Origin of the sequence: Mycolicibacterium madagascariense (assembly GCF_010729665.1) — a bacterium.
Lineage (GTDB): Bacteria > Actinomycetota > Actinomycetes > Mycobacteriales > Mycobacteriaceae > Mycobacterium > Mycobacterium madagascariense.
Genome location: NZ_AP022610.1, coordinates 938,257 through 963,163 on the forward strand (window position 1 = coordinate 938,257; position 24,907 = coordinate 963,163).

Below are 24,907 nucleotides of genomic sequence, written 5' to 3' on the forward strand. Positions count from 1 at the left end.
TTCGAGGATGGATGGCCGGTGACGAGACTGGCAGGTGGATCGGCTGCACGCAGCTAGCGCCGGTCGTCGTCACACCACCGTCATCATGCGCTCAGTGGCGAACCGGCGGCGGCAGGCCGCGGCGGCGGGGTGGCGATGGTCCACAATGGGCGGGTGCTAGCAGTGATCGGCGGTAGTGGGTTCTATACGTTCTTCGGCCCTGATGCGCGCAGCATCAGCGTCGACACCCCGTACGGCGCGCCGAGCGGCGCCATCACGGTCGGCACCGTCGGCGACCACGAGGTCGCGTTCCTGCCGCGGCACGGCGCACACCACGAATTCTCCCCGCACACCGTGCCCTATCGCGCGAACATGTGGGCGTTGCGGGCGCTCGGCGTGCGGCGCATCTTCGCGCCCTGCGCGGTGGGCAGCCTCACCCCCGAGCTCGGCCCCGGGTCGATGGTGGTGCCGGACCAGCTCGTCGACCGCACCAGCGCGCGCCAGGACACCTACTTCGACTCCGGCGGCATCCACGTCGGCTTCGCCGATCCGTACTGCCCGCAGTTGCGGGCGACGGTCACCGACCTGCCCGGCGTGGTCGACGGCGGCACCATGGTCGTCATTCAGGGTCCGCGGTTCTCCACGCGCGCCGAGAGCCGGTGGTTCGCCTCACAGGGCTTCACGCTCGTCAACATGACGGGGTACCCCGAGGCGGTGCTGGCCCGCGAACTCGAGATGTGCTATGCCGCAATCGCCTTGGTGACCGACCTGGACGCCGGCATCGAGTCCGGGGCCGGCGTGCGGGCCGTCGACGTGTTCGCCGAATTCGAGAAGAACCTGGTGCCGTTCAAGCAGCTGGTGCACGAGGCCATCGACGGCGTCCCGCAGGAGCGCTCCTGCACGGATTGCCTGCCGCACGAGGGCGTCACGCTGCCCATCGAGCTGCCGTGAAGGTCCTCCTCACCGGGGCCGCGGGATTCATCGGCTCCCGGATTCGCGCGAAGCTGACCGACGCGGGCCACGAGGTGGTCGCCCTGGACGCGATGCTGAGCGCCGCGCACGGGGACGGCGCCGACCTCCCGGAGGGCGTCCTCGACGTCGACGTCCGCGATGCCTCCGGCCTGGCGGAGCTGCTGCCCGGGGTCGACGTGGTGTGTCACCAGGCGGCCGTGGTCGGCGCCGGGGTCGACGCCTCGGATGCGCCGAACTACGGCAGCCACAACGACTTCGGCACGACGGTGCTGCTCGCCGAGATGTTCGCCGCCGGCTGCACGCGGCTGGTCCTGGCCTCGTCGATGGTGGTGTACGGCCAGGGCGGCTTCGACTGCCCGGTGCACGGCGCCGTCGACCCCCTGCCGCGGGCGCGCGCCGACCTGGACGCGGGCGTCTTCGAGCACCGCTGCCCGATCGGCGGCGAGGAGCTGGCGTGGCGGCTGGTCGGCGAGCACGCCCCGCTGCGTCCGCGCAGCCTTTACGCGGCGAGCAAGACCGCGCAGGAGCACTACGCGCTGGCGTGGGCCGAGGCGACCGGCGGCGCGGTCGTCGCGCTGCGCTATCACAACGTCTACGGCCCGATGATGCCGCGCGACACGCCGTACTCCGGGGTGGCCGCCATCTTCCGGTCGGCCATCGAAAGAGGCGAGCCGCCAAGGGTTTACGAGGACGGCGGCCAGATGCGCGACTTCGTGCACGTCGACGACGTCGCCGCCGTCAACGTCGCGGCGGTCACGGCGCAGACCGAGGGCTTCGCCGCGTTCAACGTGTGCTCCGGCAAGCCGATCGCCATCAAGGACGTCGCCGATCGGATCTGCGCCGCCCGAGGGGGCCAGCCGCCGGTCGTCACCGGCCAGTACCGCAGCGGCGACGTCCGCCACATCGTCGCCGATCCCGCCGCCGCGGCCGAGGTGCTCGGCTTCCGTGCGGCGATCGACCCGTCGGATGGATTGCGGGAGTTCGCGTTCGCGCCGCTGCGCGGTTAGCCATACTGGGCCCATGACTACCCGCGCGCTGTGCGAACGGTTCGGCATCGAATTCCCGCTGTTCGCCTTCAGCCACTGTCGCGACGTCGTCGCCGCGGTCACCAACGCCGGCGGCTTCGGCGTGCTGGGGGCGACGGCCTACACGCCCGAGCAGCTCGACCGGGAGCTCAGCTGGATCGACGAGCACGTGCACGGCAAGCCCTACGGCGCGGACATCATCGTTCCGGCCACGTTCGAGGGCAAGGGCGAAGGGTTGTCGCGCACCCAGCTCGCCGACCGAATTCCGATGGAGTACCGCGACTTCGTCACCGACCTGCTCGTCGCACACGGCATCGAGGCCGACAGCACGCCCCGCCTCGGTGGCTCGGCGCTGACCGGGGACACCGGCCGCGAGCTGCTGGACGTCGCGATGAGCCATCCGATCGCGTTGATCGCCAATGCCCTTGGCGTGCCGCCCGATTACATGATCGAGGCGGGCCGCGAACGCGGCATCCCGGTCGCGGCACTGGTCGGCGCCAAGGAGCACGCCGTCAAACAGGTCGCGGCGGGCGTCGACCTGATCGTGGCCCAGGGCACCGAGGCGGGCGGGCACTGCGGTGAGGTGACCACGCTGGTGCTCGTCCCCGAGGTGCTCGACGCGATCGACGGCGCGGTGCCGGTGCTGGCTGCCGGTGGCATCGTGACGGGCCGACAGATGGCCGCCGCCGTCGCGATGGGCGCCGACGGCGCGTGGACCGGCTCGGTGTGGCTGACCACCGAGGAGGCCGAGACCGCGTCGCACACCAAGCAGAAGATGCTCACCGCGACCTCGCGGGACGCCGTTCGTTCGGCGGGGCGCACGGGAAAGCCGTCGCGCCAACTGAAGTCGGACTGGACCGACGCCTGGCTGCCGAAACCCGGTGGCCGCCAACCGTTGCCGCTGCCCCTGCAGTCGATGCTGAGCGAGCGGGTGCTGCGCCGCATCGACGTGCTGGCCGATCAGGGGCATCCCGGCGCGCAGCAGCTCGCCACCTACTTCGTCGGGCAGGGTGTCGGGTTGATGACGAAGGTCAAGCCGGCCCGCGACGTCGTGCTGGAGTTCGTCGAGGACTACCTCGCCGCCGCGCACCGCCTCGGCGACTCGCTGACCTAGCAGTCGACGCCGGGGGACTACCCCTCGCCCGCGAGCGGCAGGCGCACCTCGAAGCGGGCGCCGTGCTCCAGGTTGTACGCCGACACCGTGCCGTGGTGGGCGTGCACCAGCCCGGCGGCGATGGCCAGGCCCAGGCCCGAGCCGCTGGGCAGCGACGAATCCTCGCGCGGCACCCGGCCATTGGAGCCGCGGTAGGCGACGTCGAACACGCGGGCGAGGTCGGCCTCGTTGATGCCGACGCCGGTGTCGTCGACCCTGGCCCACGCGCCCTCTCCGTCGGAGCCGATCGCCAGTTCGACGGTGCCGCCCTCGGGTGTGTGGGCAATGGCGTTGGCCACCAGGTTGGACAGCACCCGCACCAGGGCACGGTCACTGCCGATCACGCCGACCGGCGTCGCGGGCACCCTGGCGTGCAGGGCGACGCCGGCGCGTTCGGCCGCGATGCGGTGCGCGGACACCACGTCGTCGACGACCTCGTCGAGGGCCACCTTGTCGTAGGCGGGTTGCACGGCACCGGCGTTGATCTTGGACATCTCGAACAGGTCGTCGACCATCTCGGACAGCCGGATGGTCTCGTGCTCGATGTGCTTGGCGTGCAGGATGACCTCGTCCTGTTCGACGACGCCGTCGGCGATCGCCTCGGCGACGGCGCGGATTCCGGCGAGCGGGGTGCGCAGGTCGTGGCTGACGAACGCGACGAGCTGGCGCCGCGACTGCTCGGCGGTCTCCTCGGACTCGTGGATCTCCTGCTCCCACACCGTGCGCCGGGCCTGGTAGCGCGCCAGCATGATCGCAGCCGGAATGGTGACCACCGAGACGATGACGAGCACGACGGTCAGGGTCTCCGACTGCGGTGAGAGCATGAAGCCGCTGGCGCCGAGGACGCCGGTGAAGGTGGCGATCGTGGGAATCAGGACGAGCACCACCATGCTGAGCGTCAGCGACCACGACCGCGCCAACCGGATCACCGTCGCACCGATCGCCACCACCGGCACCGAGCACGCCAGCGAGAAGCCGACGATCTCCCAGACGTCAGTGGGCATTGCGCTCCTCGCTCCACATGTAGCCCCGGCCCCAGACCGTCTGCACCCGATGCTCGGCGCCCAGCTTGGACCGCAATCGCTTGACGTGGACGGTGACGGTCGACAGGTCACCGAAGTCCCACTGCCACACCAACTTCAACAGCTCCTCCCGGGTGAAGACGACGCCGGCGTGGGTCAGGAAGAACAGCAGGAGATCGAATTCGCGGTTGGTCAGGCTGATCGCCCGGCCGCCGATGGTCGCCGACCGCGAGGCCGCCGACACCGTCAGGTTGCCGACCGTCACGACCACCGGCTTGGTGCCGCCCGACGCGGGGGCCCGCCGCAGCACCGAGCGCACGCGCAGCGCCAGCTCGCGGGGGCTGAACGGCTTGACGAGGTAGTCGTCGGCGCCGGCCTCCAGTCCCGCGATGCGGTCGTCCTCCTCGCCCAGGGCGGTCAGGAGGATGACGGGCACCGCGTAGCCGCCGCGTTCGCGCAGGACGCGGCACAGCGCCAGCCCGTCGGGCCCCGGCATCATCACGTCGAGGACGGCGACGTCGATCTGCTCGGCGCCCAGCAGGCGCAGAGCCTGGTTGCCGTCACTGGCGACCGAGACGTCGAGGCCGTCGCGTTCCAGGTACCGGCGCACGACGTCGCGCACGACGTTGTCGTCGTCGGCGATCAGAACCCGGGTCACAACGGTCCACAGTAACCGGGCACGCGCCCCACCTGCGCCGACGTCACTGATTCGTCAGCCCTCCTGGTGCGGGGGGAGGGTCGGGGTGACTAATCTCTTACCGGTGGACTCCTCTCGCGTGACGGTGGTGCTGCCCTGTCTGAACGAGGCGGAGTCGCTGCCGGGGGTGCTCGAACTCATCCCCGACGGGTACCGCGCGCTGGTGGTCGACAACAACAGCACCGACGGCACCGCCGACGTGGCCAGGCGCTACGGCGCGGAGGTCGTCGCGGAGTCCCGGGCCGGGTACGGCGCGGCCGTGCACGCGGGCATGGTCGCGGCCAGCACACCCATCGTGGCGGTGCTGGACGGTGACGGCTCGCTCGATCCCCGGGAACTTCCCAAGCTCGTCGAGGAACTCGACCGCGGAGTCGACCTGGCGGTCGGCCGCAGGCGCTGCTCGCCCGGGGTTCGCTGGCCATGGCACGCGCGGCTGGGCACGCAGGTGGTGTGCTGGCGGCTGCGCCAACGACACCGGATTCCGGTGCACGACATCGCGCCGATGCGGGTTGCGCGACGCGACGCCATCGTCGGGCTCGGTGTAGCCGACCGCAGATCAGGGTATCCGCTGGAACTGTTGGTCCGGGCGGCCGCCGCGGGCTGGAAGATCGCCGAGCACGATGTCGCCTACGGCACCCGCACCGGAGGGAAGTCCAAGGTGAGTGGTTCGGTCCGGGGGAGCTTCTTTGCTGTCCTGGACTTCTGGCGGGTGATTTCGTGAGTGCTGACGTCCCGGTCACCGCGCTCGTGGTGGCCAAGGCGCCCGTGCCCGGGTTGGCCAAGACCCGCCTCGCAGCAACCGTGGGCAACGCCGCGGCGGCCGACATCGCGGCCGCCGCCCTGCTGGACACCCTCGACGCCGTCGCGGCCGCCCCCGTCGCCGCCCGCGTCGTGGCCATGACCGGTGACCTCGCGGCGGCCAGCCGCAGCGCCGAGATCGAGCGTCGGCTCGCGGACTTCGTCGTCATCCCCCAACGCGGTGACGACTTCGGCGACCGGCTGGCCCACGCCCACGCCGATGCCTCGGCCGCGGCCGGCGGACTGCCGGTGCTGCAGATCGGCATGGACACCCCGCAGGTGAGCGCAGGCCTGCTCGCCGACTGCGCCCGCGAGCTCGTCGCGTCCGGCGCGGTGCTCGGCATGGCGACCGACGGCGGCTGGTGGGTGCTCGGCATCACCCAGCCCGACAGCGCCGAATGCCTGCGCGCCGTGCCGATGTCGACGGCGGAGACCGGCGCCGCGACGCGCGCCGCGCTGCGCGACGCCGGCGTGGACGTCACCCTGGTGGCCGAGTTGACGGACGTCGACACCATCGACGACGTCGGCGAGGTACGTCGGGAATGCCAGTTGGACAGTCGATTTCGTCAGGCGACCGGGGCAGTGGAGGTGGAGCGTGCTGGGTAATTTGTACGATCAGGCGTTGACGGGCGAGCGATGTTGGATTCGCTACGACGACGGTAGCGTGCAGGGTCTCCCAGTGCACAGTTGGCTTCCCGGCGGCCGTCGTCTCGACAAGGCCTTCGACAAGGCGGTGCTCGCGCTGTGCGACGGTCCGACGATCGATCTCGGTTGCGGCCCAGGGCGATTCGTCGCCCATCTGACCAAGCTCGGCATCCCCGCCCTCGGTGTCGACCAGTCTCAGACGGCGGTGGAGCTGGCCCGCCGCAGCGGTGCGCCCGCCCTGCGGCGCGACGTGTTCGAGCGGCTGCCCGGCATGGGGCGCTGGGGCACCGTGCTCCTCGCCGACGGCAACGTGGGTCTCGGCGGTGATCCGAGCCGGGTGCTGCGGCGCGCCGGTGAGCTGATGCGCATCGGCGGTCGGTGCGTCGCCGAGTTCGACCCCTCGATCAGCGGCGTCCAAAACCGTTGGGTTCGATTGGAATCCGCGTCGACCGTCGGAACCTGGTTCCAGTGGGCCTCGGTCGGCGTCGACTGCGCCAGGTCCCTTGCCGAGGAGGTCGGACTCGTCGTCACCTCCGTCATCCCGGTCGGCAACCGGGTGCTCGCCAGTCTGTCCGCCGCCTGACTTCCGTTGCGCGAACTACCAGTTCGTGAAGATCAGGTGGTTGAGCGCCAGTGCGCCCACGACGTTGAGGGCCAGCCACCAGCGGTGTGACCGCGCGGGCAGGAAGGCACCCGCCGCGGTGAGCCAGACGGTGTAGGGCAACCAGATTCGCTCGACCTCCGCCTTGCTGAGCATGCTGAGATCCGCGCAGATCATGGCGAGCAGCGCCGCCAGCACCAGCAGGTGCAGACCCGACCGCGCCTTGATCGCCCTCACGTCGAATGCACGCGTCACGCCGGCCACCGTGCCGAGCCCGATCGCGCAGACCACCGACGCGAAGTTCGCCCACGACCAGTACTGGAACGGCCGGTTCGCCGCGATGCCCTGCCAGTACCGCTGCTGGACGAGGGTGTAGCCGTCGAACCACCAGAACCCGGCCAGCGCGAAGACCCCGACCACGACGAGCGCGGCGACCACGGCGGGCACCAGCGTGCGCAGTGCGGTGCGGACGGTGGGGGCGGTGAACAGCACCGCGACCGCGAGCAGCGCGATCAGGCCGAGGCCGTAGTTGAGGAAGACCGCCCAGCCGAGCAGCAGACCACCCCCGGCGGCCACCAGCGCGGGCAGTCGCACCGCGCCCCGCGTCGCGAGTGCCAGCAGCGCCAGACCCCACGCCGCCACCCCGGCGAAGTACCCGTCGGCCGACACCGCGATCCAGATCGCCGTCGGCGCGACCGCGACGAACGGGGCCGCCGCGCGCGCGAGATCATCCCCGCACAGCACGCGGGCCGTGACGACGATCGCCGCCGCCGCGCTGGTGCCGATCAGCACGCAGAAGATCGCCGCCCACATGCCCCCGCCGAGGCCGATGCGGTCGAGCCACACGAACGTCAGCAGCGCCCCCGGCGGATGGCCCGACACGTGGGTGATCCACGAATGTGGTTGGAAGTCCAGGATTCTCGACGAGAAGGAGCGGACCGCATAGGGGATGTCGGTGACCGACGGCACCTGTCGCAGGTACTCGTTGGTGGTCGTCAGCCGGTCGGCGAACCCGCGCCGCCACCCGTCGACCATCGCCAGCGAGAACGCCCAGCCACCCGAGACCGCCCACGTCACCCACGGCACGGCCCGCCAGGGCAGCCGCCGGGCGACCGCGGGGCCCCACAGCGCGGTGCCGAAGCCGATGACGATCGCGGGGCCGGTGCCCCAGCCCATGTGCACGTCCCACCATCCGAAGATGGGGGCGGCCTCGGCGTACATCTGGATCTGCCGGGCCGTGCTGTGGATCAGCGGCGTCACGATGCCGAGGTGCAGCTGCGGGACGACGAAGGCCGCCGTGACCAACAGGGCCGCCAGGAGGGCCGCGATCACCTCGCGTCGGGCTGACTTCACGCCTACCTACCCTAGGTGGGGCGATCCGGCGCCTCGCGTGACGGTTCACTGACGCTCAGCCGAGGGCGGTCACCCTCAGGCGTCGCGCCACTTCACCATCTGTTCGACGGTGCTGAAGTCGTAGCCGTCGGCGTCGGGGGCGATCTCGGTCGTGAACAGCGTGACGCCGGCCTCGCGGTAGGCGTCGGCCTCGGCGGCGCTCTCCCACACCGACGAGCGCTCGATGTCGCTGCCCCGGCGTCCATTGGCCTCGGCCAGTTCGTCGACGAGCCGGCTCGCCTCGACGAACTTGTCGAGCGGCAGGAAGGCGTGCCAGATGTCGGCGTGCTTGGCGACGGCGGGCAGCGAGCGCTTGGCGCCCGAACCCCCGATGAGCACCGGGATGTCGCGCACCGGCGGCGGATTGAGCTGCGCCATCCGATTCTCGATGCGCAGGAGTCCCTCGTCGAAGAGGTCGAACCGGGTCTTGAACGTGCCGAACTCGTAACCGTATGTGGTGTAGTCCTTTTCGTACCAGCCGGCGCCGAGGCCGAGGATCACCCGGCCGCCGCTGATGTGGTCGACGGTGCGGGCCATGTCGGCCAGCAGGTCGGGGTTGCGGTAGCCGATGCCGGTGACCAGCAGGCCGATCTCGACGCGCGAGGTGATCTCTCCCCAGGACGCGAGTGCGGTCCAGCCTTCGAAGTTCACCTCGTCGGGTTGCTGGTCGAAGAGGACGGGCTTGCCGTCGACGATGCCCTTCATGGCGATCTTGTGGAAGTGGTCGTAGCCGAAGACGACGTCGACGCCGATGTCCTCGGCGTGCCGCACGGCGTCGCGCCAGGTGCGGTAGTCGGGCGCGCCGCCCGGCTGGAGCTGGACGCTTACACGGGTGGGTCGGGTCATGCGATCTCCTCGAGTGCCGCTACTGGGTCACTCGGGCACAAGCCCCGTTGTTTATCGTTTATTCCATAACGGCGGGACGGTCGGCGTCGTCGGCGCGGGCGTCCAGCAGCGGGCCGTCCTCGTCCTTGAGCGCGGCGTTGCGGGCCGCGGGGTCCTGCGCGATCAGCACCCGGATGAAACTGTTGAAGAACGCGATCGTCGGCACGGCGAGCAGTGCGCCCACGACGCCGGCGAGCACGCTGCCCGCCGTCAGGCCGAGCACCACGCCGAGCGGATGGATCGACACGGCCCGCCCCATCACCAGCGGTTGCAGCACGTGCGCCTCGAGCTGCATCACGGCCACGATGAGCCCGAGCGTGATCGCCGCGTAGATCAGGCCCTTCGCGAGCAGCGCGACGATGACGGCGAGAAAACCCGTGACGAGCGCGCCGACGAGCGGAATGAAGGCCCCCAGGAAGATCAGCGAGGCCAGCGGCAGCGCCAGCGGGATACCCATGATGGCCAGACCGCTGCCGATGGCGACCGCGTCGACCAACGCCACGAGCGTCGTCGCCCTGGCGTAGCCGGCGAGGGAGTGGAACCCGGCGGCGCCGGCCTCGTAGACGCGGTGCCGGTTCTCGGTCGGCACGATCTGCGTGACGAACCGCCAGATGTTCCGGCCACCGAGCAGGAAGAAGATGATGGTGAACAGGCACAGCAGGGCACCGGTCAGGATCTCGACGAGCGTGCCCGCGGTGGACAGGGCGCCCGTGGTCAGCTGGGTCTGATGCTCGCGCAGGGCGTTGACCGCGGTGTCGGTGGCGCTGGTGATCTGATCCGCCCGCAGATGTGCGGGCCCGTGAATCAACCAGTCCCTGGTGCCGTCGGCGCTGCGCTCGACCTGGTCCACCAGATCCGGTGCGCCTTCGATGAATTGGTTGACGACGAACGCGAGAATGCCGCTGAACACGGCGATCCCGAGGACCAGGACGAATGCCACGGCACCCCCGCGGGCGGCGCCGGCCCGGTCGAGATAGTCCACTGCGGGCAGGAGCAGCGCGGTGGCCAGCATCGCCAGGGCGACGGGCACGAAGACGACCGCGAAGCGTTCCAGGAGCAGGAAGGTGACGACGGCGGCGGCGAGGATGACCAGCAGCCGCCACGACCACGCCGCGGCACTGCGGACCAGCGGGGTCACCGTCTGGTCGTCGCGTGCCGCGGCGGGGGTCACGACGTGGTTCGTGAGAGCGCTGATGCGCTAGAACCAGACTTTTCGGCCACCGACCGGGCGGCCAACGGCTCCGAGGATCCACAGGATGACACCGACCACGACGAGGATTCCGCCGATGGTGTAGAGGATCGAGATACCGGCGAAGTATCCGATCAAAAGGAGAATGATGCCGAGGACGATCATGATCAATCCGATCCGTAGAAGCGAGTAACACTGCCGCCGAAAGGAATTACCCGAATCGTCAATTCCAAACCTCGCAGTCTCACGAATTCTTAATAGAGCATCTCGCGCAGATTCTTCTCGGCGTAGTAGGCGTCGAGCGCCTCGTCGGACATGTCCGGCTTGATGGCCTTGGCCAGTCGCGCGACGCTGGGCACCGCCTCGGGGTCCCACGTCTGCGGCTGCCACGCGTCGGAGCGTAGAAAGGCCTTCGGGCAGTGGAAGAACACCTCGTCGACGTCGATCTCCAGCGCCAGGATCGGTCGCTTGCCGTCGACGACCATCGCGTCGAAGTAGGGCGCGTCGGCCATGATCCTGGCGGTCCCGTTGATCCGCAGCGTGTCACCGCGCCCGGGGATCAGGAACACCGTGCCGACCCGGGGTCGCTGCAGGACGTTGACGAAGCCGTCGACGCGTCGGTTGCCCGGGCGTTCGGGGATCGCGATGGTGGTGTCGTCGAGGACGTGGACGAAGCCGGGCGGGTCGCCCTTCGGTGAGACGTCAACGCGCCCTTGGGCATCGGTGGTGGCGACGAACCCCAGCGGCGAGTGCGCCAACCAGTCCTGCTGGGCCTGCGAGAGGCGGTCCTTCACCTTGTTGGCGACGGCGGGCAGGGGATGACCGACGATCAGGCGGAGGTCCTCGACGGTCGTGACTTCGCGGGACATGGCCCCATCATGCGCCGGTGGCGTACCTCGCGGCGAGCTCTTTTCGGTCGACCTTGCCGATGCCGCGGCGGGGGAGCTCGTCGACGACGTGCACCTCGCGCGGCGCGGCCGTCGGCTCCAGCGTCCGTTCGACGTGCGTGCGCACCTCGTCGAGCGTGGGCGCCGCGGCTCCCGGAGTCAATACGACGGCGGCCACGACCCGCTGTCCGAGCCGCTCGTCGGCCACGCCGAATACCGCGCAGTCGGCGATGGTCGGGTGGGTCTCCAGCGCCGCCTCGACCAGTTGGGGCAGCACGGTGAGCCCACCGGTGCCGATGCCGTCGTCGATCCGGCCGAGGATCCGCAGGACGCCCGAATCGTCAACGGCGCCAACGTCATCGGTGCGGAACCAGCCGGGCTCGGCGAAGGGGTCGGGATCCGTCGGGTGCCGGTAGCCCTTGGCGAGGGTCGTTCCGCCCAGCACGACGCGGCCGCCGTCGAGGCGCACGCGAACGCCGTCCAGGGGCACGCCGTCGTACACGCAGCCGCCCGCGGTCTCACTCATGCCGTAGGTCCGCACGACCCGGATACCGGCCTGCGCCGCGGCCTCGGCGACGGTGCCGGGCATGGGGCCGCCGCCGACGAGCACGGCGTCCAGGGTGGCGAGCGCGGCCGTCGCCGCCGGATCGCCGAGCGCCTTGGCCACCTGCACCGCCACCAGCGACGTGTACCGCGGGCCCGGCCCGAGTGCGTCGACGGCCCGGGGCAGATCGGCGACGTCGAAGCTCGGGTCCAGCGCGACGGGCACCGTGCCCGCCAGGATGCTGCGCACCATGACCTGCAGCCCGGCGACATGGTAGGCCGGTAGCGCCAGCAGCCAGGTGCCCGGCCCGCCGATCCGGTCGTGGGTGGCCGACGCGCTGGCGATCAGCGCGCGTGCGGTGAGCATCGCGCCCTTGGGCGTGCCCGTCGTGCCCGACGTGGACACGACGAGTGCGACGTCGTCGTCGATGTCCTCGCCGATCCCGAGCGACGTCGTGAGGTGTTCGGCGGACCGGACGTCCGCGGGCACCGGGAGGATGGCCGGTTCGCGCCCGTCCAGGACGCCCTCGAGGACCGCCAGCAGGGGCTCCGGTGCGGGGAGCTGCGGAATGACGACGGCGCGCAGGGGGGCTATGTCGATCCCTCGCCGTCGCGGGCGTCGTCGAGCGGCCACCCCTTGGCGGCCAGGCGCGCACGGACGCGTTCGACGTCCTCGGGCCGGGGCAGCTCGTCGGTCGTCTGCGTGATGAGCACGCCGATGTCCACGGTGTCGAACTCGCCGCGCTGCATCAGGTCCTGCGCCACGGCCTTGACCTCGTCGTTGCTGAGCCGCCTGTTCAGCAGCGCGAGCAGCGGCACGCGATCGGGTCCGGGCACCCCTTCCGGGTACCCGGCGGTGATCCATGCGGCGATCTTCGCGAGAAAGGAATTCACGGCGTCAACTTCCCCCTGCGGCGGCGCGGCCGCCTCGGTCTTCGACTCTTCGATCGTAGCGGCGCGGCCTTCGAGTCGATGGTTGGAGCCCCGCCGGCAGCGATGTTTCGCGTTCGCAGGCAAACGCTCCCCGCCGCGTGGGTGAACATCGGATGAACAGCTCGGCGGCACGGGTAAAGCCCCAGGTGAGGGGGCCCAATCGCGCCCGAGGCAGCTGGTCAAAGCGGCTAGCGAAGCCCCACAATCTGTAGCCATGAGCGCAGAGACCATCATTCTGGTGCTGTTGATTGCCACGGCGTTGGCATTCGACTTCACCAACGGATTTCACGACACGGGCAACGCCATGGCGACGTCGATCGCCACCGGTGCCCTCAAGCCGAAGACCGCCGTCCTCCTGGCCGGCGTGCTCAACCTGGTCGGCGCGTTCCTCTCGGTCGAGGTCGCCGTCACGGTCACCACGTCGGTCCTGAAGATCCAGGACGGCAAGACGGGTCATCTGCTGCCGACGATCACCGCGTCGACCGGACTCACCATCATCTTCGCCGGCCTCATCGGCGGCATCCTGTGGAACCTGCTGACGTGGCTGTTCGGCATCCCGTCCAGCTCGTCGCACGCGCTGTTCGGCGGGTTGATCGGCTCCGGCCTCGCCGCCGCCGGGATGGCCGGGGTCAACTGGCCCGGCGTCATCAGCAAGGTGCTGATCCCCGCGGTCGCGTCACCGTTCATCGCCGGCCTGGTCGCCGCGGCGGGCACCTGGCTCGTCTACCGGATCACCCGCAGCGTCGCCAAGAAGCGCCGCGAGGACGGCTTCCGCTGGGGCCAGATCACCACGGCCTCGCTCGTCGCCCTGGCCCACGGCACCGGTGACGCGCAGAAGACCATGGGTGTCATCGCGCTCGCCCTCATCACCACCGGCCACCTCACGGGTGACGTGAAGAAGAACGGCCTGCCGTTCTGGATCATCCTGTCCTGCGCGCTCGCGATCGGCCTCGGCACCTACATCGGCGGGTGGCGCGTCATCCGCACGCTGGGCAAGGGCCTCGTCGAGATCGAGTCGCCGCAGGGCTTCGCCGCGGAGGCGTCCTCGGCCGTCGTCATCCTCAGCTCGAGTGCCGCGGGCATGGCGCTGTCCACCACGCAGGTCGCCACCGGGTCGATCCTCGGCTCCGGCGTCGGCAAGCCGGGTGCGACGGTCCGCTGGCGGGTCGCCGGTCGGATGGCCGTGGCCTGGCTGATCACGCTGCCCGCGGCCGCTCTGGTCGGCGCGATCGCCTTCTGGATCTCGCACTTCGTCGCGGGGGCCACCACGCAGCTCGTCGGCGACGGCCTGATCTTCCTCATCCTGGTCGGCCTGTCCGGCTACATGTACTGGCGCGCGCAGCAGCAGAAGGTCGACAGCTCCAACGTCAACGCCGATTGGGACGACACGACCAACTCGGTCGTGCCCGCGGCCGTCCGCGAGGAACGGCTCGAGGCTCCCAAGGCCGAGGTCTAACCCCCCAATCCTGCTGCTAGACAAGGAGTTTCACCATGACATACGTGGAAGCCATCGTGAAGGTGCTGGCCGTCGGCCTGGTGCTCGGTGCGGGTCTGCCGGCGATCTTCGCCTTCGGACTGGTCGCCTACTCCAGGGGGTCGGGGAGCACCGAGGGTGGGGCCACCGTCGCCCCCAACCCGGCCCTGAAGGCCGTGGGGCTGCTGCTGTTCGCCGCGGTCGCCGCGGTGATCGTGATTGCCATCCTCTACATAACCAAGACGACGATCATCCACCACTTCGGGTTCAACCCCGTTCCCTTCCTTCCCAAGTGAGCTGAGCAGACATGCCCGAGACCAAGTCCATCTTCGAGAACGTCGTCAACTGGCTGAATGCCGGTTATCCCGAAGGTGTTCCGCCCAAGGACTACTTTCCGCTGCTCGCGCTGCTGAAGCGGTCGCTGTCGGAGGACGACGTCGTCAAGGCCGCGCAGACGGTGCTGAAGGCAGCCGACTCCGACGCGGTCACCGAGGACGAGATCCGCGCGGCGATCCACCAGACCACCGCCAAGGAACCCAATCCCGAAGAGATCCATCAGGTCGCGTCCCGGCTGGCCTCGGTCGGCTGGCCGCTGGCGGCACCCGCGAACTGATCGCGGGCACCGGGCTCAGGCCCGGGCGTCGCGGCGCAGGGGATGGGTCTCGGGAATCTGCACGAAGATCAGCGTCACGCCGTCGGGATCGGTGACGTGCATTTCGTGCAGACCCCATGGCTCCTGCGTGGCCTTGCGCGCGATCGCCACGTCGCGGCCCTCGAGTTCGGCCTGCGTGGCGTAGACGTCGCGCACCTGTAGCCACGGTGCGCCGGGGAACGGCGGCGCCTCGGCCGCGCGGTGGCCGTGCCCGGCCAGTTCGACGAGGGACTGCCCGGCGTAGAACACCGTGCCCGCGCCGTACTCGCGGGCGATCGCCAGGCCGATCTCGTCACGGTAGAAGGCCAGCGATCGCGAATAGTCGGCCGGCCGGAACAGGACACGGCTGGCCAGGATCTCCATGCCTCGGTTGTAACACAGAGCGCCGGGGTCACCGGCTGGGTTGGATGCGCTGGCGCTTGACGGCGGCGTCCACCGCGGCGGGCGCGACGCCGTTGAGCACCTGGGCGGTGACGGCGATCCGCGGCGCGATGCGCACCGGACGGCGTCGCACGGCGGTCGTCATCCACTCGGCCGCCTCCTCGGCGGACAGCCCCGGTATGCCGTCGTAGGCCCGGGTCGGCGCGATCATCGGCGTCTTCACCAGCGGGTAGAACAGCGTCGTGGCGTGCACGCCGTCCACGGCCCACTCGGTCTCGATGACCCGGCTCACCGCGGTCAGCGCCGACTTCGACGCGTTGTAGGCGGCGAACAGCGGCTGCGACTCGGCCAGCACGCCCCAGGTGGAGACGTTGACGACGTGGCCGTCGCGACGCTCGCGCATGCCGGGTCCGAAGCCGCGGATCAGTCGCAGCGGCGAGAAGTAGTTCAGTTGCATCGTCCGCTCGACGTCGTGCCAGCGGTCCAGTGACTCGGCCAGCGGGCGTCGGATCGAGCGGCCCGCATTGTTGATCAGCACGTCGACGCCCCCGAAGCGATCCTCAACTTTCGCCACGAGCGCATCGACCTGGTCCAGGTCGGACAGGTCGCAGGCGTAGGCCGTTGCGACCCCACCCTCGGCCGCCACCCGTGCCACCACGGCGTCCAGCAGTTCACCGCGCCGGGCGACGACGATGACGTGGGCCCCGGCGCGCGCCAGCGCGTAGGCACCGGCCTCGCCGATGCCCGACGACGCCCCGGTGACGAGGATCCGCTTGCCGGCGGGCTCGACACCACGTCGCGGCTGGAACAGCGCCGGCGTCAGCGGTGGGCGCATGCCGGCGAGCAGCGCGCTCTCGGCGAGGCGGCGCAGGGGGTTCTTGCTCATGACCGCCGAGCTTAGGGGCCGCCTGTCTCAGACCATGGTCGGGCCCGCAGGCGTCATCATCGGTTGACGATCGTCATCACATGGTGACGGCTACGGCAGGGGCAATAGTTCCGGAGAGCCGTCACGGGCAGCGCGCGCGAGCCCCCTGCAGCAGCCGCACCGCGGCACTCTCGATCTCATCCTCGGACACCAGCACCTCCAACGCCGCGTCGCCGAGGGGAATGAAGCTGTCCGCGCTCGTCACGCGCGCCAGCGCGCCGGCGTAGCCGTGGTCGACGAGCGCGGCGAGCACGCCCTCGCTCACCCCGCCCGACGCCCTGGTCTCGTCGACCACCAGCGTCCTGCCGGTGGCGTTCGCCTCACGCAGGACGTCGGCGACGGGAAGCGGTGCGAGCCAACGCATGTCGACGACGCGGGACGAGACGCCGGACCGTTCGAGACGGCGTGCCACGCGCAGGCTCATCGGCACGCCGTTGCCACACGTGACGATGGTCAGGTCGGTCCCGTCGCCGTGGGTGCGGGCGCGCCCGATCGGCGCCCCGTCGGCGGGGTAGGGGGCCAGCCACTCGTCGTCACCGTCATCGTGCAGATCCCGAACATGGTACAGCGCAATGGGTTCCAGGAAGATGCAGAGGATTCCCGACGCGCGGGCCGCGGCCGCACACGTGCGCATCATGGCGGCGGCGTCGTCGGGCCGCGACGGCGAGGCGATGACGATCCCGGGGATGTCGCGCAGCGCGCCGACGGCATCGTCGTTGTGGAAGTGCCCGCCGAACCCCTTCTGGTAGCCGTAACCGGCGACGCGGACCACCATCGGGTTGCGGTACTGGCGGTCGGAGAAGAACTGTAGGGTGGCGCCTTCGCCGCGGATCTGGTCGGCGGCGTTGTGCAGGTAGGCGAGGTACTGGATCTCCGCAATGGGCAGCAGCCCGGCGAGCCCGGCGCCGAGCGCCAGGCCCAGGATGGCCTGCTCGTCGAGCAGCGTGTCGAAGACCCGGGCCGGACCGAACTGCCCGGCCAGCCCCCTGGTGACGCCGTACACGCCGCCCTTGCGGGCCACGTCCTCACCGAAGACCAGGGCGCCGGGGCATTCGTCCAGCACGTCGCGCAGGGCCCGGTTGATCGACTGCGCCACCGTCAGGCGGGCGCCGTCCGTCTCGACGGTGGTCGGCGCGGTCTCGGCGGCCTCGGCGAGCGTGTCGGTCAGCGGTCGCATCACCGCTGCGGCACTGTCCAATGCGGGCAACCGGGCCACCCGTTCGGCGATCGCGATGACCTCCGAACGCTTGGCCTCGTACAGGTCGAGCACCTGGGCCGCGGTCAGCCCGCCGCGTTCGACGAGCAGCTTCGCCGTGCCCAGCACGGGATCGCGGTCGTAGTCGGCGGCGATCTGTGCGGGGCTGCGGTAGGCGGTCTCCACGTCGGTGCCGGCATGTGCCATCAGCCGGACGGTCCGCAGGTGCAGGAACGCCGGCTTGCGGTGCCTGCGCACCCACTGGGCGGCGCGCGTCGCGGTGGCCAGGGTCTCGATCGGGTCCGCGCCGTCCGCCGCGAAATAGGCCAGCCCGCTGCGGTTCTCGAAGGTGGCGGCGATCCATCCCTCGGGGGTCCTGGTACTGATGCCGATGCCGTTGTCCTCGCACACGACGAGCATCGGAATCGGAATGCCTTGGTAGGCAGCGTGAATCGCGGTGTCGATGGCACCCACCGCGGTCGAGTGATTCGCCGACGCGTCGCCGATGCTGCACACGGTGACCGCGTCGGTGGGCCACGGCGTGGGCACGCCGAGTTTGGCGGCCCTGCCGAGGGAGAACGCCACGCCGACCGCGCGCGGCAGGTGCGAGGCGATCGTCGAGGTCTGCGGGATGACGTTCAGGTCGCGGCGGCCGAACACCTTGTGCCGGCCGCCGCTGATCGGGTCCTCGGTCGCGGCGCAGATGCCGAGCAGCACGTCGCGCAGCGCGTCGCTCCCCTCCACCTGCTGGGCGCGCTGCAGGAAGAATCCGCCCGAACGATAGTGCAGCAGAGCCGGATCCGTGGGTCGAAGTGCGGCGGCGACGGCTGCGTTCGACTCGTGGCCCGACGACCCGATGGTGTAGAACCCCGCGCCGCGTGACCGCAGCCAGCGGGCCGCCAGGTCGAGGTGTCGGCTGCCGAGTTGAGAGTCGAAGAGCGCCAACAGGTCCGACACCGGCAGGGTGGGATCGAGCGGTCCCGCCGTCAGCGCTCCGACGGTCGCGGTGAAGTACTCGTCGATCTTCTCGGGCATCAGAAGTAACGCGGGAACTGCGACCAGTCGGGGTCGCGCTTCTCCAGGAAGGCGTCGCGGCCCTCGACGGCCTCGTCGGTCATGTACGCCAGCCGGGTGGCTTCGCCGGCGAAGACCTGCTGGCCGACGAGCCCGTCGTCGAGCAGGTTGAACGCGAACTTCAGCATCCGGATGGCCTGCGGTGACTTGCCGTTGATCTCCTCAGCCCATTGCAGCGCAACGGTTTCCAGCTCGGCGTGGTCGACGACCTCGTTGACCGCACCCATCGCCTTCATCTGCTCGGCGTCGTACGGGCGGCCGAGGAAGAAGATCTCGCGGGCGAACTTCTGCCCCGTCTGGCGGGCGAGATACGCACTGCCGTAACCGCCGTCGAAGCTGCCGACGTCGGCGTCGGTCTGCTTGAAGCGGGCGTGCTCGCGGCTGGCCAGGGTCAGGTCGCACACCACGTGCAGGCTGTGCCCGCCGCCCGCCGCCCAGCCGTTGACGAGGCAGATCACCGGCTTGGGCATGAAGCGGATCAGCCGCTGTACCTCCAGGATGTGCAGCCGGCCGGCCTGCGCGGGGTCGACGGTGTCGGCCGTCTCGCCCGCGGCGTACTGGTAGCCGGTGCGGCCGCGGATGCGTTGGTCACCGCCCGAGCAGAACGCCCAGCCGCCGTCCTTGGGCGACGGCCCGTTGCCCGTCAGCAGGATCACCCCGACGTCGTTCGACATCCTGGCGTGGTCGAGCACGCGGTACAGCTCGTCGACGGTGTGCGGCCGGAACGCGTTGCGCACCTCGGGCCGGTCGAACGCGATGCGCACCGTCGGCTTGGGCACCCCGTCGACCACGTGCCGGTGGTAGGTGACGTCGGTCAGCTCGAAACCCGGGACGGGCTGCCATACGGACGGGTCGAACGGGTTGTCAGCGCTCACCCGGTCGACTGTAGAGCGGCGCGTGCGCGCCTAGAGGACGACCCCTGCGCTCCCGACGGCCGTGATCAGCCCGTCGGGTCGCTGCGCGGTGGGCAGCGGGTCGACGAGCGCGAACCGGCAGCCCAGCGCGCGGGCGCCCCCGTCGGCTTCCTCGCTGTCGCCGACCATCAGGGCGTGCTCGGCGTCGACGCCCACCCGGTCCAGCGCGATCCGGAAGATCTTCGGATCCGGCTTGACCGCCCCGACTTCGAAGGACAGCACGAACGCGTCGACGAGATCCGTGACGCCGAGGGCGTCGAAGGCCGGCCGCAGGTCGAAGGCGATGTTGGAGACGACCGCGACCTTGATGCCCCTGCGGTGCAGGCCGGCGAGCACCTCGGCGGTGTCCGGGTAGGGCGTCCAGTTCGCGGGGTCGATCAGCAGGGCGTAGAGCGCCTCGGCGTGCTCGTCGGTGACGCCCGACTCCCGCAGGACGTGCCGGTAGGCCTCGCGGTGCAGGTGCGGGGCGAGGTCGCGGTCGACCCAGTTGCGGTACTGCTCCTCGTCCATGTCGACCGAATGTCCGGTGGGGGCAGTCAACCGGCGCATCAGCTCGGCTTGCACGTGTCCGTCGACCGCCTTCTCGTCGACGGTGATGCCGGTGAACCAGGAGTCGTCCTCCTCGAGCCGGAACAGCGTGCCGGAGAAGTCGAACAGCACTGCGCGAATCGTCATGCGCGCGCCCGGGCGGCTTTGGCGACCAGGACGTCGCGCTCTCGATCGTTCGTCACCATGGTTGCGGCCCTTTCGAATTCGTCAGCAGCCTCGGTGTCGCGGCCCAACCGGGACAATAGTTCACCGCGCACGCCGTGCAGTAGGTACGAATCGTCGAGCCCGTCGATGGTGTCGACGATGCCAAGCGCACTCTCCGGCCCCGACCGCATCGCGATCGCGACGGCGCGGTTGAGTTCGACGACCGGCGAAGGCGCGATCTGCAGCAGACCGTCGTAGAGGGAGACGATGCGGGCCCAGTCGGTGTCGGCTGCACTCGGTGCGGCAGCATGACATTGGGCGAGCGCCGCTTGCAGTGCGTAGGGTCCCCAGCCGGCTCCGGTACGGCGCAGGATCTGGCCGACCCGATCGAGTGCGGCCATCCCGCGACCGATCTGCGCACGGTCCCACTGCGTGCGGTCCTGGTCCTCCAGCAGCACGGGGTTACCGTCGGCGTCCGTGCGCGCACCGAAGCGCGACGACTGGAACTCCATCAGTGCCACCAGCCCGTTCACCTCCGCCTCGTCGGGGAGCAGAGCCGTCAGGACACGGCCGAGACGCAGTGCCTCCCTACACAATTCGTCGCGAATCCAGCGGTGGCCCGACGACGCGGAATAGCCTTCGTTGTAGATGAGGTACAGCACGCTGAGGACGGCGGACAGACGCGCCGGGTACTCGTCGGGCTCGGGCACCTCGAAGGGCACGTTGGCCTCGCCGAGCATCTTCTTGGCGCGGGTGATCCTGGCCGCGATGGTCGCCTTCTGCACCAGGAACGCCCGCGCGATCTCTTCAGTGGTGAGACCACCAACTATCCTCAGCGTCAACGCAATTCGGCTGTCGCGTGGCAGGATCGGATGCGCGCTGATGAAGATGAGCCGCAGCACGTCGTCGTCGATGAGGTCGGGGTCCCAGGCGTGATCTGACGCGGTCTCCAACTCGTGGGCCAGTGCGGCGTACTTCGCGTCGAGCCGGTCCTGGCGGCGCCACTGATCGATCGCCTTGCGCTTGGCGACGGTGGTCAGCCAGGCGGCAGGGTTGTGCGGCACGCCCGTCGCCGGCCACTGCTCGAGCGCGTTTACCAGGGCGTCGGCGGCGAGGTCCTCGGCCACCCCGACGTCGCCGACTACGCGGGTGAGCGTTGCCACGATCTTCGCGGCCTCCATCCGCCACACCGCGTCGACGGTGCGTCGGATGTCCCGGTCGGCCACCAGCTCACCGTACTTCCGCACGGGTAGACGTCAGACGAAGCGGGCACGCCCGGCGAGCGTGCCGGCGACGAGCTGCACCGCGTAGACCGCCAGGAACATCACGAACGGGATGGTCCAGTCACCGGACACGTCGTGCAGCAGACCGAACAGGAACGGTCCCGTGCCCGCGAGCAGATACCCGAAACCCTGTGCCATGCCGGACAGTTGCGCGGTGTCCTCGGCGTTGCGGGCGCGCAGGGCGATCACGGTCAGCGCCAGCGAGAAGGCGCTCATTCCCACGCCGATGAGGACGCTCCAGACCACCGGCGCCGCGGCGGGCGCGAGCATCAACCCGATCGTGCCGACGATGCCCGTGACGCCGAGGGTGATGATCCACCCGCTCTGACTCGCCGATCGCGCCGCCAGCGGCGAGATGACCAGACCGACGGGCACGCCGATCAACGACGAGAGCCCGGTCAGCAGTCCGGCCTCGACCTTGCCGACCCCGTTGTCGATGAAGATCTGCGGCAGCCATCCCATGACGACGTAGGCGAGGAAGGCCTGGGTTCCGAAGAACAGCGTCACGATCCAGGCGAGCCGATTGCGAAGCAGCGAACGGGGTTTGACGCCCGTCGGTGTCGCGGCCGCGGCCCACGACCCGCCGTGCCGTCGCACCGCGGGAAGCCACGCCGCGAGGGCGATGAGGGCCACGACGGCCCACGCCGCCAAGGCCTCGCGCCAGCCTCCGAGCGGCCCCTCGAGGCCGGGGGTGAGCGCCGAACCAAGGGCGCCTCCGCCTTGGAGCGCTGCGGTGTAGATGCCGGTCATCAGCCCGATCCTGGCGGCAAAGGAGCCCTTGATGACCACGGGGATGAGGACGTTGATCAGCGCGATGCCCGCGCAGGCCAGCAGCGTCGCGCCGATCACCACGTAGGGTCCGTCGACCGCGCGGATCGCCACCCCCGCGGTCAGGACGACGAGTGCCAGCGAGATGACGTGGCCGAGACCGAGCCGCTGCGCCAGCCGCGGTGCTGCCAGGCCTGCCGCTGCGAAGCACAGCCCCGGCATGGTCGTCAGGAGACCGGCCCAGGTTGCCGAGGTGCCCAACTCATTGCGCATGTCGCCGAGCAGGGGCGCCACGCTGGTGACGGCGGGGCGCAGGTTCAGCGCGGTGAGGACGACGGCGACGGCGAGCAGCGCCCCGCCCGCGACGAGGGATACCGCAGACGCGTCGTCGCCGACCCTCGATTCGCCCTGCTCGGTTCCATGCATGCTGCTAGGGTCTCATACATCCCATGATTGGTTGAAAGGACGTCTGCATTGCCCTTGAACACCGCCCGTCGCTCGGGACTGGTCGACCAGGTCATCGAGCAGGTTCGCGCCTCCGTCACCAGCGGCGAGTGGCCCATCGGGCACCGCATCCCCAACGAGGCCGTCCTGGTCGAAGCGCTCGGCGTGGGGAGGAACACCGTGCGGGAGGCGGTGCGGGCGCTCGCGCACGCCGGCCTGCTCGACGTGCGCCAGGGCGACGGTACCTACGTGCGTGCGACGAGCGAGGTGTCGGGCGCGCTGCGGCGTCTCTGCGGCGCCGAACTGCGCGACGTGCTGCAGGTGCGCCGGGCGCTGGAGGTCGAGGGAGCGCGGCTCGCCGCGGCCCACCGGACGGAGACCGACCTCGCCGAGCTGCGATCGCTACTGGACCGCCGCGACGACTGGCTGCGCGCCGGCGACGACGACGAATTCGCCCGCGCCGACACCGCATTTCACCTGGCGACCGTGCGCAGCTCGCACAACGCCATCCTCGTCGAGCTCTACCGCGGGCTGATCGAGGCCATCACGGCCAGCGTGGCCGCCACCCACGAGACCACCGTCGACACCGTCGATCACCGAGAACTGTTGGCGCACATCGCCTCTGGCGACGTCGACGCGGCGGGCACCGCGGCGGGCGAGCTCATCGACCGCTTTCTCGCCGCCCTGCCCTGACCCCGCGAGGGGAAATCAACCCACCGCGCGGTCCGCTCCCTCCCAGAACCGCGCCCGCACGGCCTTCTTGTCGGGCTTGCCCAGGCCGGTCACCGGTAGCGAGTCGACCACGAACACCTGCTTGGGCACCTGCACCGAACCCTTGCGCTCCTTGACCGCCGCCTGGATCTCGGCGGTCAGGGTCGCGACGGCGGCCTCGTCGGACGCCGCGTCGGCCCGCAGCACCACCACGGCCGTCACCGTCTCGCCCCACTTCTCGTCGGGGCTGCCGACGACGCACACCTGCGCGACCGAAGGATGTTCTGCGACGACGTCTTCCACCTCCCGGGGATAGACGTTGAAGCCACCCGTGACGATCATGTCCTTCACCCGGTCGACGATGAACCAGTAGCCGTCCTCGTCCTCGCGGGCCATGTCGCCGGTGTGCAGCCAGCCGTCCCGATACGTCTCGGCGGTCTGCTCCGGCAGCTTCCAGTAGCCACCCGACAGCAGCGGACCCGACACGCACACCTCGCCGACCTCGCCCTGCGGAACGGGGTTGCCCTCGGCGTCGAGTAGCGCGCACCGCGCGAACAGCGTGGGCCGGCCACAGGAGGTCAGCCGTTTCTCGTCGTGGTCGTTCTTGCCGAGGTACGAGATCGCCATCGGCGCCTCGGACTGCCCGTAGTTCTGCGCGAAGATCTTGCCGAACCGCTCGATGGCCTCGGCCAGCCGCACCGGGTTGATCGCCGACGCGCCGTAGTACACGGTCTCCAGCGACGACAGGTCGCGGGTCTTGGAGTCGGGGTGATCCATCAGTGCGTACAGCATCGCGGGGACGACGAACGTCGCGGTGATCTTCTGCTCCTCGATGACCCGAAGTGCTTCTGCCGGATCGAATTTCGCCATCACGTGCATCTCGCCGCCCTTGACCAGGGTCGGCAGGAAGTACGCCGCCCCCGCGTGCGACAGCGGGGTCAGCATGAGGAACTTCGGGCTCTCCGGCCACTCCCACTCGGCGAGCTGAATGGTCGTCATGGTGCTGGTGGCCTGGCTCGTCATCATGACGCCCTTGGGCTTGCCCGTCGTGCCGCCGGTGTAGGACAGCCCGTTGACGTGGTCGGGGGCGAGGTTCGCGGCGACCAGCGGGCGCGGCTCGTACTTGGCGGCCTCGGCGGTCAGGTCGACGACGTGGGCGCCCGACTCGGCGAGCTCGGGGGGCACCGGCCCGATGGTGAGGACCTGCTTGAGCGAGCTCACCTTCTGCAGCAGTCCGAGCGCCCGTTCGACGAACATGGGATTCGGATCGATGATCAGCGTCGTCACTTCGGCGTCGGTGATGACGTACGCGTGGTCGTCGAGCGACCCGAGCGGGTGTAGCGCCAGGCGTCGGTAGCCCTGCGTCTGCCCGGCGCTGGTGATCATCAGCACCTCGGGCCGGTTGAGCGACAGCAGACCGGCCGTCTCGCCCGATCCCGCACCGAGCGCCTCGAACGCCTGGATGTACTGGCTGATCTTCGCGGCCAGCTCGCCGCCGGTCAGCGTCGTGTCGCCAAGGTGCAGGACGGGCCGGTCGCGGTGGCGTTTCAGCGCGCCGACGAGCAGGTGGCCGGAGTGGATGGGATGCCGCAGCAGATCGTCACTCATGGTCTACAGACTAGAACGTGTTACAGAAACTGTGGCAAGAGTCGTCGGTTTGGGCTTCACTCGG

The 24,907-nt window shown here is 70.1% G+C and carries 27 protein-coding genes; 10 read left to right on the forward strand and 17 right to left on the reverse strand.

All coding sequences use genetic code 11. From position 1 onward, the window contains the following. Positions 1-135 precede the first annotated feature (135 nt). From G6N60_RS04400 to G6N60_RS04410, 3 genes are read left to right on the forward strand one after another with little or no spacing between them, the layout of a single operon-like run. Entirely contained in the window at positions 136-930 is a 795-nt protein-coding gene (locus G6N60_RS04400) for an S-methyl-5'-thioadenosine phosphorylase (RefSeq protein ID WP_179969759.1), read from the forward strand. Further along, positions 927-1,958, forward strand: coding sequence for an NAD-dependent epimerase/dehydratase family protein (locus G6N60_RS04405; RefSeq protein ID WP_163733076.1), 1,032 nt, complete (start codon positions 927-929; stop codon positions 1,956-1,958). The genes G6N60_RS04400 and G6N60_RS04405 overlap by 4 nt, the downstream gene beginning before the upstream one ends. Positions 1,959-1,971: 13 nt before the next feature. Then, positions 1,972-3,090, forward strand: coding sequence for an NAD(P)H-dependent flavin oxidoreductase (locus G6N60_RS04410; protein WP_163733079.1), 1,119 nt, complete (start codon positions 1,972-1,974; stop codon positions 3,088-3,090). Positions 3,091-3,107: 17 nt separating this feature from the next. Here the strand turns inward: G6N60_RS04410 and G6N60_RS04415 are convergent, their stop codons facing one another. Beyond that, the gene (locus G6N60_RS04415; RefSeq protein ID WP_163733082.1) at positions 3,108-4,133 is read right to left on the reverse strand and encodes a sensor histidine kinase; all 1,026 of its coding nucleotides are present in this window, start codon (positions 4,131-4,133) and stop codon (positions 3,108-3,110) included. Then, positions 4,123-4,809, reverse strand: a complete 687-nt coding sequence (locus tag G6N60_RS04420) for a response regulator transcription factor (protein WP_163733085.1) — start codon at positions 4,807-4,809, stop codon at positions 4,123-4,125. Before G6N60_RS04420 ends, G6N60_RS04415 begins: the two co-directional genes overlap by 11 nt. A 103-nt stretch (positions 4,810-4,912) precedes the next feature. On the opposite strand from G6N60_RS04420, the gene G6N60_RS04425 reads away from it, so the two are divergent. Genes G6N60_RS04425 through G6N60_RS04435 form a run of 3 tightly spaced genes read left to right on the forward strand, consistent with a single transcriptional unit; the run spans position 4,913 to position 6,874 of the window. Further along, complete coding sequence (locus G6N60_RS04425) at positions 4,913-5,569, forward strand: glycosyltransferase family 2 protein (protein WP_163733088.1); 657 nt, start codon at positions 4,913-4,915, stop codon at positions 5,567-5,569. Then, positions 5,566-6,252, forward strand: a complete 687-nt coding sequence (locus tag G6N60_RS04430) for a TIGR04282 family arsenosugar biosynthesis glycosyltransferase (protein WP_163733092.1) — start codon at positions 5,566-5,568, stop codon at positions 6,250-6,252. The genes G6N60_RS04425 and G6N60_RS04430 overlap by 4 nt, the downstream gene beginning before the upstream one ends. Then, positions 6,242-6,874 (forward strand): methyltransferase domain-containing protein, encoded by a 633-nt coding sequence (locus G6N60_RS04435; protein WP_163733095.1) that lies wholly within the window; start codon positions 6,242-6,244, stop codon positions 6,872-6,874. The genes G6N60_RS04430 and G6N60_RS04435 overlap by 11 nt, the downstream gene beginning before the upstream one ends. Positions 6,875-6,889: 15 nt before the next feature. Here the strand turns inward: G6N60_RS04435 and G6N60_RS04440 are convergent, their stop codons facing one another. The 7 genes from G6N60_RS04440 to G6N60_RS04465 form a co-directional block, all read right to left on the reverse strand. Next, positions 6,890-8,245: a hypothetical protein gene (locus G6N60_RS04440; protein WP_163733098.1), complete on the reverse strand. Its 1,356-nt coding sequence runs from the start codon at positions 8,243-8,245 to the stop codon at positions 6,890-6,892. A gap of 75 nt (positions 8,246-8,320) precedes the next feature. Beyond that, on the reverse strand, positions 8,321-9,130 hold the full coding sequence (locus tag G6N60_RS04445) for an LLM class F420-dependent oxidoreductase (RefSeq protein WP_163733101.1): 810 nt from the start codon (positions 9,128-9,130) through the stop codon (positions 8,321-8,323). Between the two features lie 58 nt (positions 9,131-9,188). Continuing rightward, positions 9,189-10,340 (reverse strand): AI-2E family transporter, encoded by a 1,152-nt coding sequence (locus G6N60_RS04450; RefSeq protein WP_163733104.1) that lies wholly within the window; start codon positions 10,338-10,340, stop codon positions 9,189-9,191. A gap of 27 nt (positions 10,341-10,367) precedes the next feature. Then, on the reverse strand, positions 10,368-10,523 hold the full coding sequence (locus G6N60_RS28110; protein WP_170312544.1) for a hypothetical protein: 156 nt from the start codon (positions 10,521-10,523) through the stop codon (positions 10,368-10,370). 89 nt (positions 10,524-10,612) lie between these two features. Next, on the reverse strand, positions 10,613-11,227 hold the full coding sequence (locus tag G6N60_RS04455) for a pyridoxamine 5'-phosphate oxidase family protein (RefSeq protein ID WP_163733108.1): 615 nt from the start codon (positions 11,225-11,227) through the stop codon (positions 10,613-10,615). A 7-nt stretch (positions 11,228-11,234) separates the two neighbouring features. After that, positions 11,235-12,329 (reverse strand): o-succinylbenzoate--CoA ligase, encoded by a 1,095-nt coding sequence (menE, locus tag G6N60_RS04460; RefSeq protein ID WP_220100377.1) that lies wholly within the window; start codon positions 12,327-12,329, stop codon positions 11,235-11,237. 50 nt (positions 12,330-12,379) lie between these two features. Beyond that, entirely contained in the window at positions 12,380-12,682 is a 303-nt protein-coding gene (locus G6N60_RS04465) for a DUF3349 domain-containing protein (protein WP_163733111.1), read from the reverse strand. Positions 12,683-12,935: 253 nt separating this feature from the next. Between G6N60_RS04465 and G6N60_RS04470 the strand changes: the two genes are divergently transcribed. Genes G6N60_RS04470 through G6N60_RS04480 form a run of 3 tightly spaced genes read left to right on the forward strand, consistent with a single transcriptional unit; the run spans position 12,936 to position 14,808 of the window. After that, complete coding sequence (locus G6N60_RS04470; protein WP_163733114.1) at positions 12,936-14,177, forward strand: inorganic phosphate transporter; 1,242 nt, start codon at positions 12,936-12,938, stop codon at positions 14,175-14,177. A gap of 35 nt (positions 14,178-14,212) precedes the next feature. After that, entirely contained in the window at positions 14,213-14,491 is a 279-nt protein-coding gene (locus tag G6N60_RS04475; protein WP_163733117.1) for a hypothetical protein, read from the forward strand. 11 nt (positions 14,492-14,502) lie between these two features. Then, complete coding sequence (locus tag G6N60_RS04480; protein ID WP_163733120.1) at positions 14,503-14,808, forward strand: DUF3349 domain-containing protein; 306 nt, start codon at positions 14,503-14,505, stop codon at positions 14,806-14,808. 15 nt (positions 14,809-14,823) lie between these two features. On the opposite strand, the gene G6N60_RS04485 is transcribed toward G6N60_RS04480, so the two are convergent. The 7 genes from G6N60_RS04485 to G6N60_RS04515 all read right to left on the reverse strand — a co-directional run bounded on the left by G6N60_RS04485 (position 14,824) and on the right by G6N60_RS04515 (position 22,506). Next, positions 14,824-15,210, reverse strand: a complete 387-nt coding sequence (locus tag G6N60_RS04485; protein WP_163733123.1) for a VOC family protein — start codon at positions 15,208-15,210, stop codon at positions 14,824-14,826. Positions 15,211-15,238: 28 nt separating this feature from the next. Beyond that, complete coding sequence (locus tag G6N60_RS04490; RefSeq protein WP_163733126.1) at positions 15,239-16,114, reverse strand: SDR family oxidoreductase; 876 nt, start codon at positions 16,112-16,114, stop codon at positions 15,239-15,241. Positions 16,115-16,235: 121 nt separating this feature from the next. Next, a complete protein-coding gene (locus G6N60_RS04495) occupies positions 16,236-18,383 on the reverse strand; it encodes a thiamine pyrophosphate-dependent enzyme (RefSeq protein ID WP_163733130.1) in 2,148 nt (715 codons plus the stop codon). Beyond that, entirely contained in the window at positions 18,383-19,297 is a 915-nt protein-coding gene (locus G6N60_RS04500) for a 1,4-dihydroxy-2-naphthoyl-CoA synthase (protein ID WP_163733133.1), read from the reverse strand. Before G6N60_RS04500 ends, G6N60_RS04495 begins: the two co-directional genes overlap by 1 nt. Before the next feature lie 30 nt (positions 19,298-19,327). Further along, entirely contained in the window at positions 19,328-20,011 is a 684-nt protein-coding gene (locus tag G6N60_RS04505) for an HAD family hydrolase (protein ID WP_163733136.1), read from the reverse strand. After that, a complete protein-coding gene (locus tag G6N60_RS04510; RefSeq protein WP_163743451.1) occupies positions 20,008-21,210 on the reverse strand; it encodes an RNA polymerase sigma factor in 1,203 nt (400 codons plus the stop codon). The genes G6N60_RS04505 and G6N60_RS04510 overlap by 4 nt, the downstream gene beginning before the upstream one ends. 75 nt (positions 21,211-21,285) lie before the next feature. After that, on the reverse strand, positions 21,286-22,506 hold the full coding sequence (locus G6N60_RS04515; protein WP_163733139.1) for a CynX/NimT family MFS transporter: 1,221 nt from the start codon (positions 22,504-22,506) through the stop codon (positions 21,286-21,288). 48 nt (positions 22,507-22,554) lie between these two features. Between G6N60_RS04515 and G6N60_RS04520 the strand changes: the two genes are divergently transcribed. Further along, positions 22,555-23,217, forward strand: coding sequence for a FadR/GntR family transcriptional regulator (locus G6N60_RS04520; protein ID WP_163733142.1), 663 nt, complete (start codon positions 22,555-22,557; stop codon positions 23,215-23,217). Between the two features lie 15 nt (positions 23,218-23,232). Here G6N60_RS04520 and fadD8 read toward each other — a convergent pair whose 3' ends face one another. Continuing rightward, positions 23,233-24,843 (reverse strand): fatty-acid--CoA ligase FadD8, encoded by a 1,611-nt coding sequence (gene fadD8, locus G6N60_RS04525; RefSeq protein WP_163733144.1) that lies wholly within the window; start codon positions 24,841-24,843, stop codon positions 23,233-23,235. Positions 24,844-24,907 lie beyond the last annotated feature (64 nt).

Excerpts from the sequence above, each read along its gene's own strand:
- G6N60_RS04400 (WP_179969759.1), top strand. The coding sequence starts at position 136 with ATGGTCCACAATGGGCGGGTGCTAGCAGTGATCGGCGGTAGTGGGTTC.
- G6N60_RS04410 (WP_163733079.1), top strand. The coding sequence starts at position 1,972 with ATGACTACCCGCGCGCTGTGCGAACGGTTCGGCATCGAATTCCCGCTG.
- G6N60_RS04415 (WP_163733082.1), bottom strand. The coding sequence starts at position 4,133 with ATGCCCACTGACGTCTGGGAGATCGTCGGCTTCTCGCTGGCGTGCTCG.
- G6N60_RS04445 (WP_163733101.1), bottom strand. The coding sequence starts at position 9,130 with ATGACCCGACCCACCCGTGTAAGCGTCCAGCTCCAGCCGGGCGGCGCG.
- G6N60_RS28110 (WP_170312544.1), bottom strand. The coding sequence starts at position 10,523 with ATGATCGTCCTCGGCATCATTCTCCTTTTGATCGGATACTTCGCCGGT.
- G6N60_RS04455 (WP_163733108.1), bottom strand. The coding sequence starts at position 11,227 with ATGTCCCGCGAAGTCACGACCGTCGAGGACCTCCGCCTGATCGTCGGT.
- G6N60_RS04470 (WP_163733114.1), top strand. The coding sequence starts at position 12,936 with ATGAGCGCAGAGACCATCATTCTGGTGCTGTTGATTGCCACGGCGTTG.
- G6N60_RS04475 (WP_163733117.1), top strand. The coding sequence starts at position 14,213 with ATGACATACGTGGAAGCCATCGTGAAGGTGCTGGCCGTCGGCCTGGTG.
- G6N60_RS04480 (WP_163733120.1), top strand. The coding sequence starts at position 14,503 with ATGCCCGAGACCAAGTCCATCTTCGAGAACGTCGTCAACTGGCTGAAT.
- G6N60_RS04485 (WP_163733123.1), bottom strand. The coding sequence starts at position 15,210 with ATGGAGATCCTGGCCAGCCGTGTCCTGTTCCGGCCGGCCGACTATTCG.
- G6N60_RS04490 (WP_163733126.1), bottom strand. The coding sequence starts at position 16,114 with ATGAGCAAGAACCCCCTGCGCCGCCTCGCCGAGAGCGCGCTGCTCGCC.
- G6N60_RS04495 (WP_163733130.1), bottom strand. The coding sequence starts at position 18,383 with ATGCCCGAGAAGATCGACGAGTACTTCACCGCGACCGTCGGAGCGCTG.
- G6N60_RS04505 (WP_163733136.1), bottom strand. The coding sequence starts at position 20,011 with ATGACGATTCGCGCAGTGCTGTTCGACTTCTCCGGCACGCTGTTCCGG.
- G6N60_RS04510 (WP_163743451.1), bottom strand. The coding sequence starts at position 21,210 with ATGGAGGCCGCGAAGATCGTGGCAACGCTCACCCGCGTAGTCGGCGAC.
- G6N60_RS04515 (WP_163733139.1), bottom strand. The coding sequence starts at position 22,506 with ATGCATGGAACCGAGCAGGGCGAATCGAGGGTCGGCGACGACGCGTCT.
- fadD8 (WP_163733144.1), bottom strand. The coding sequence starts at position 24,843 with ATGAGTGACGATCTGCTGCGGCATCCCATCCACTCCGGCCACCTGCTC.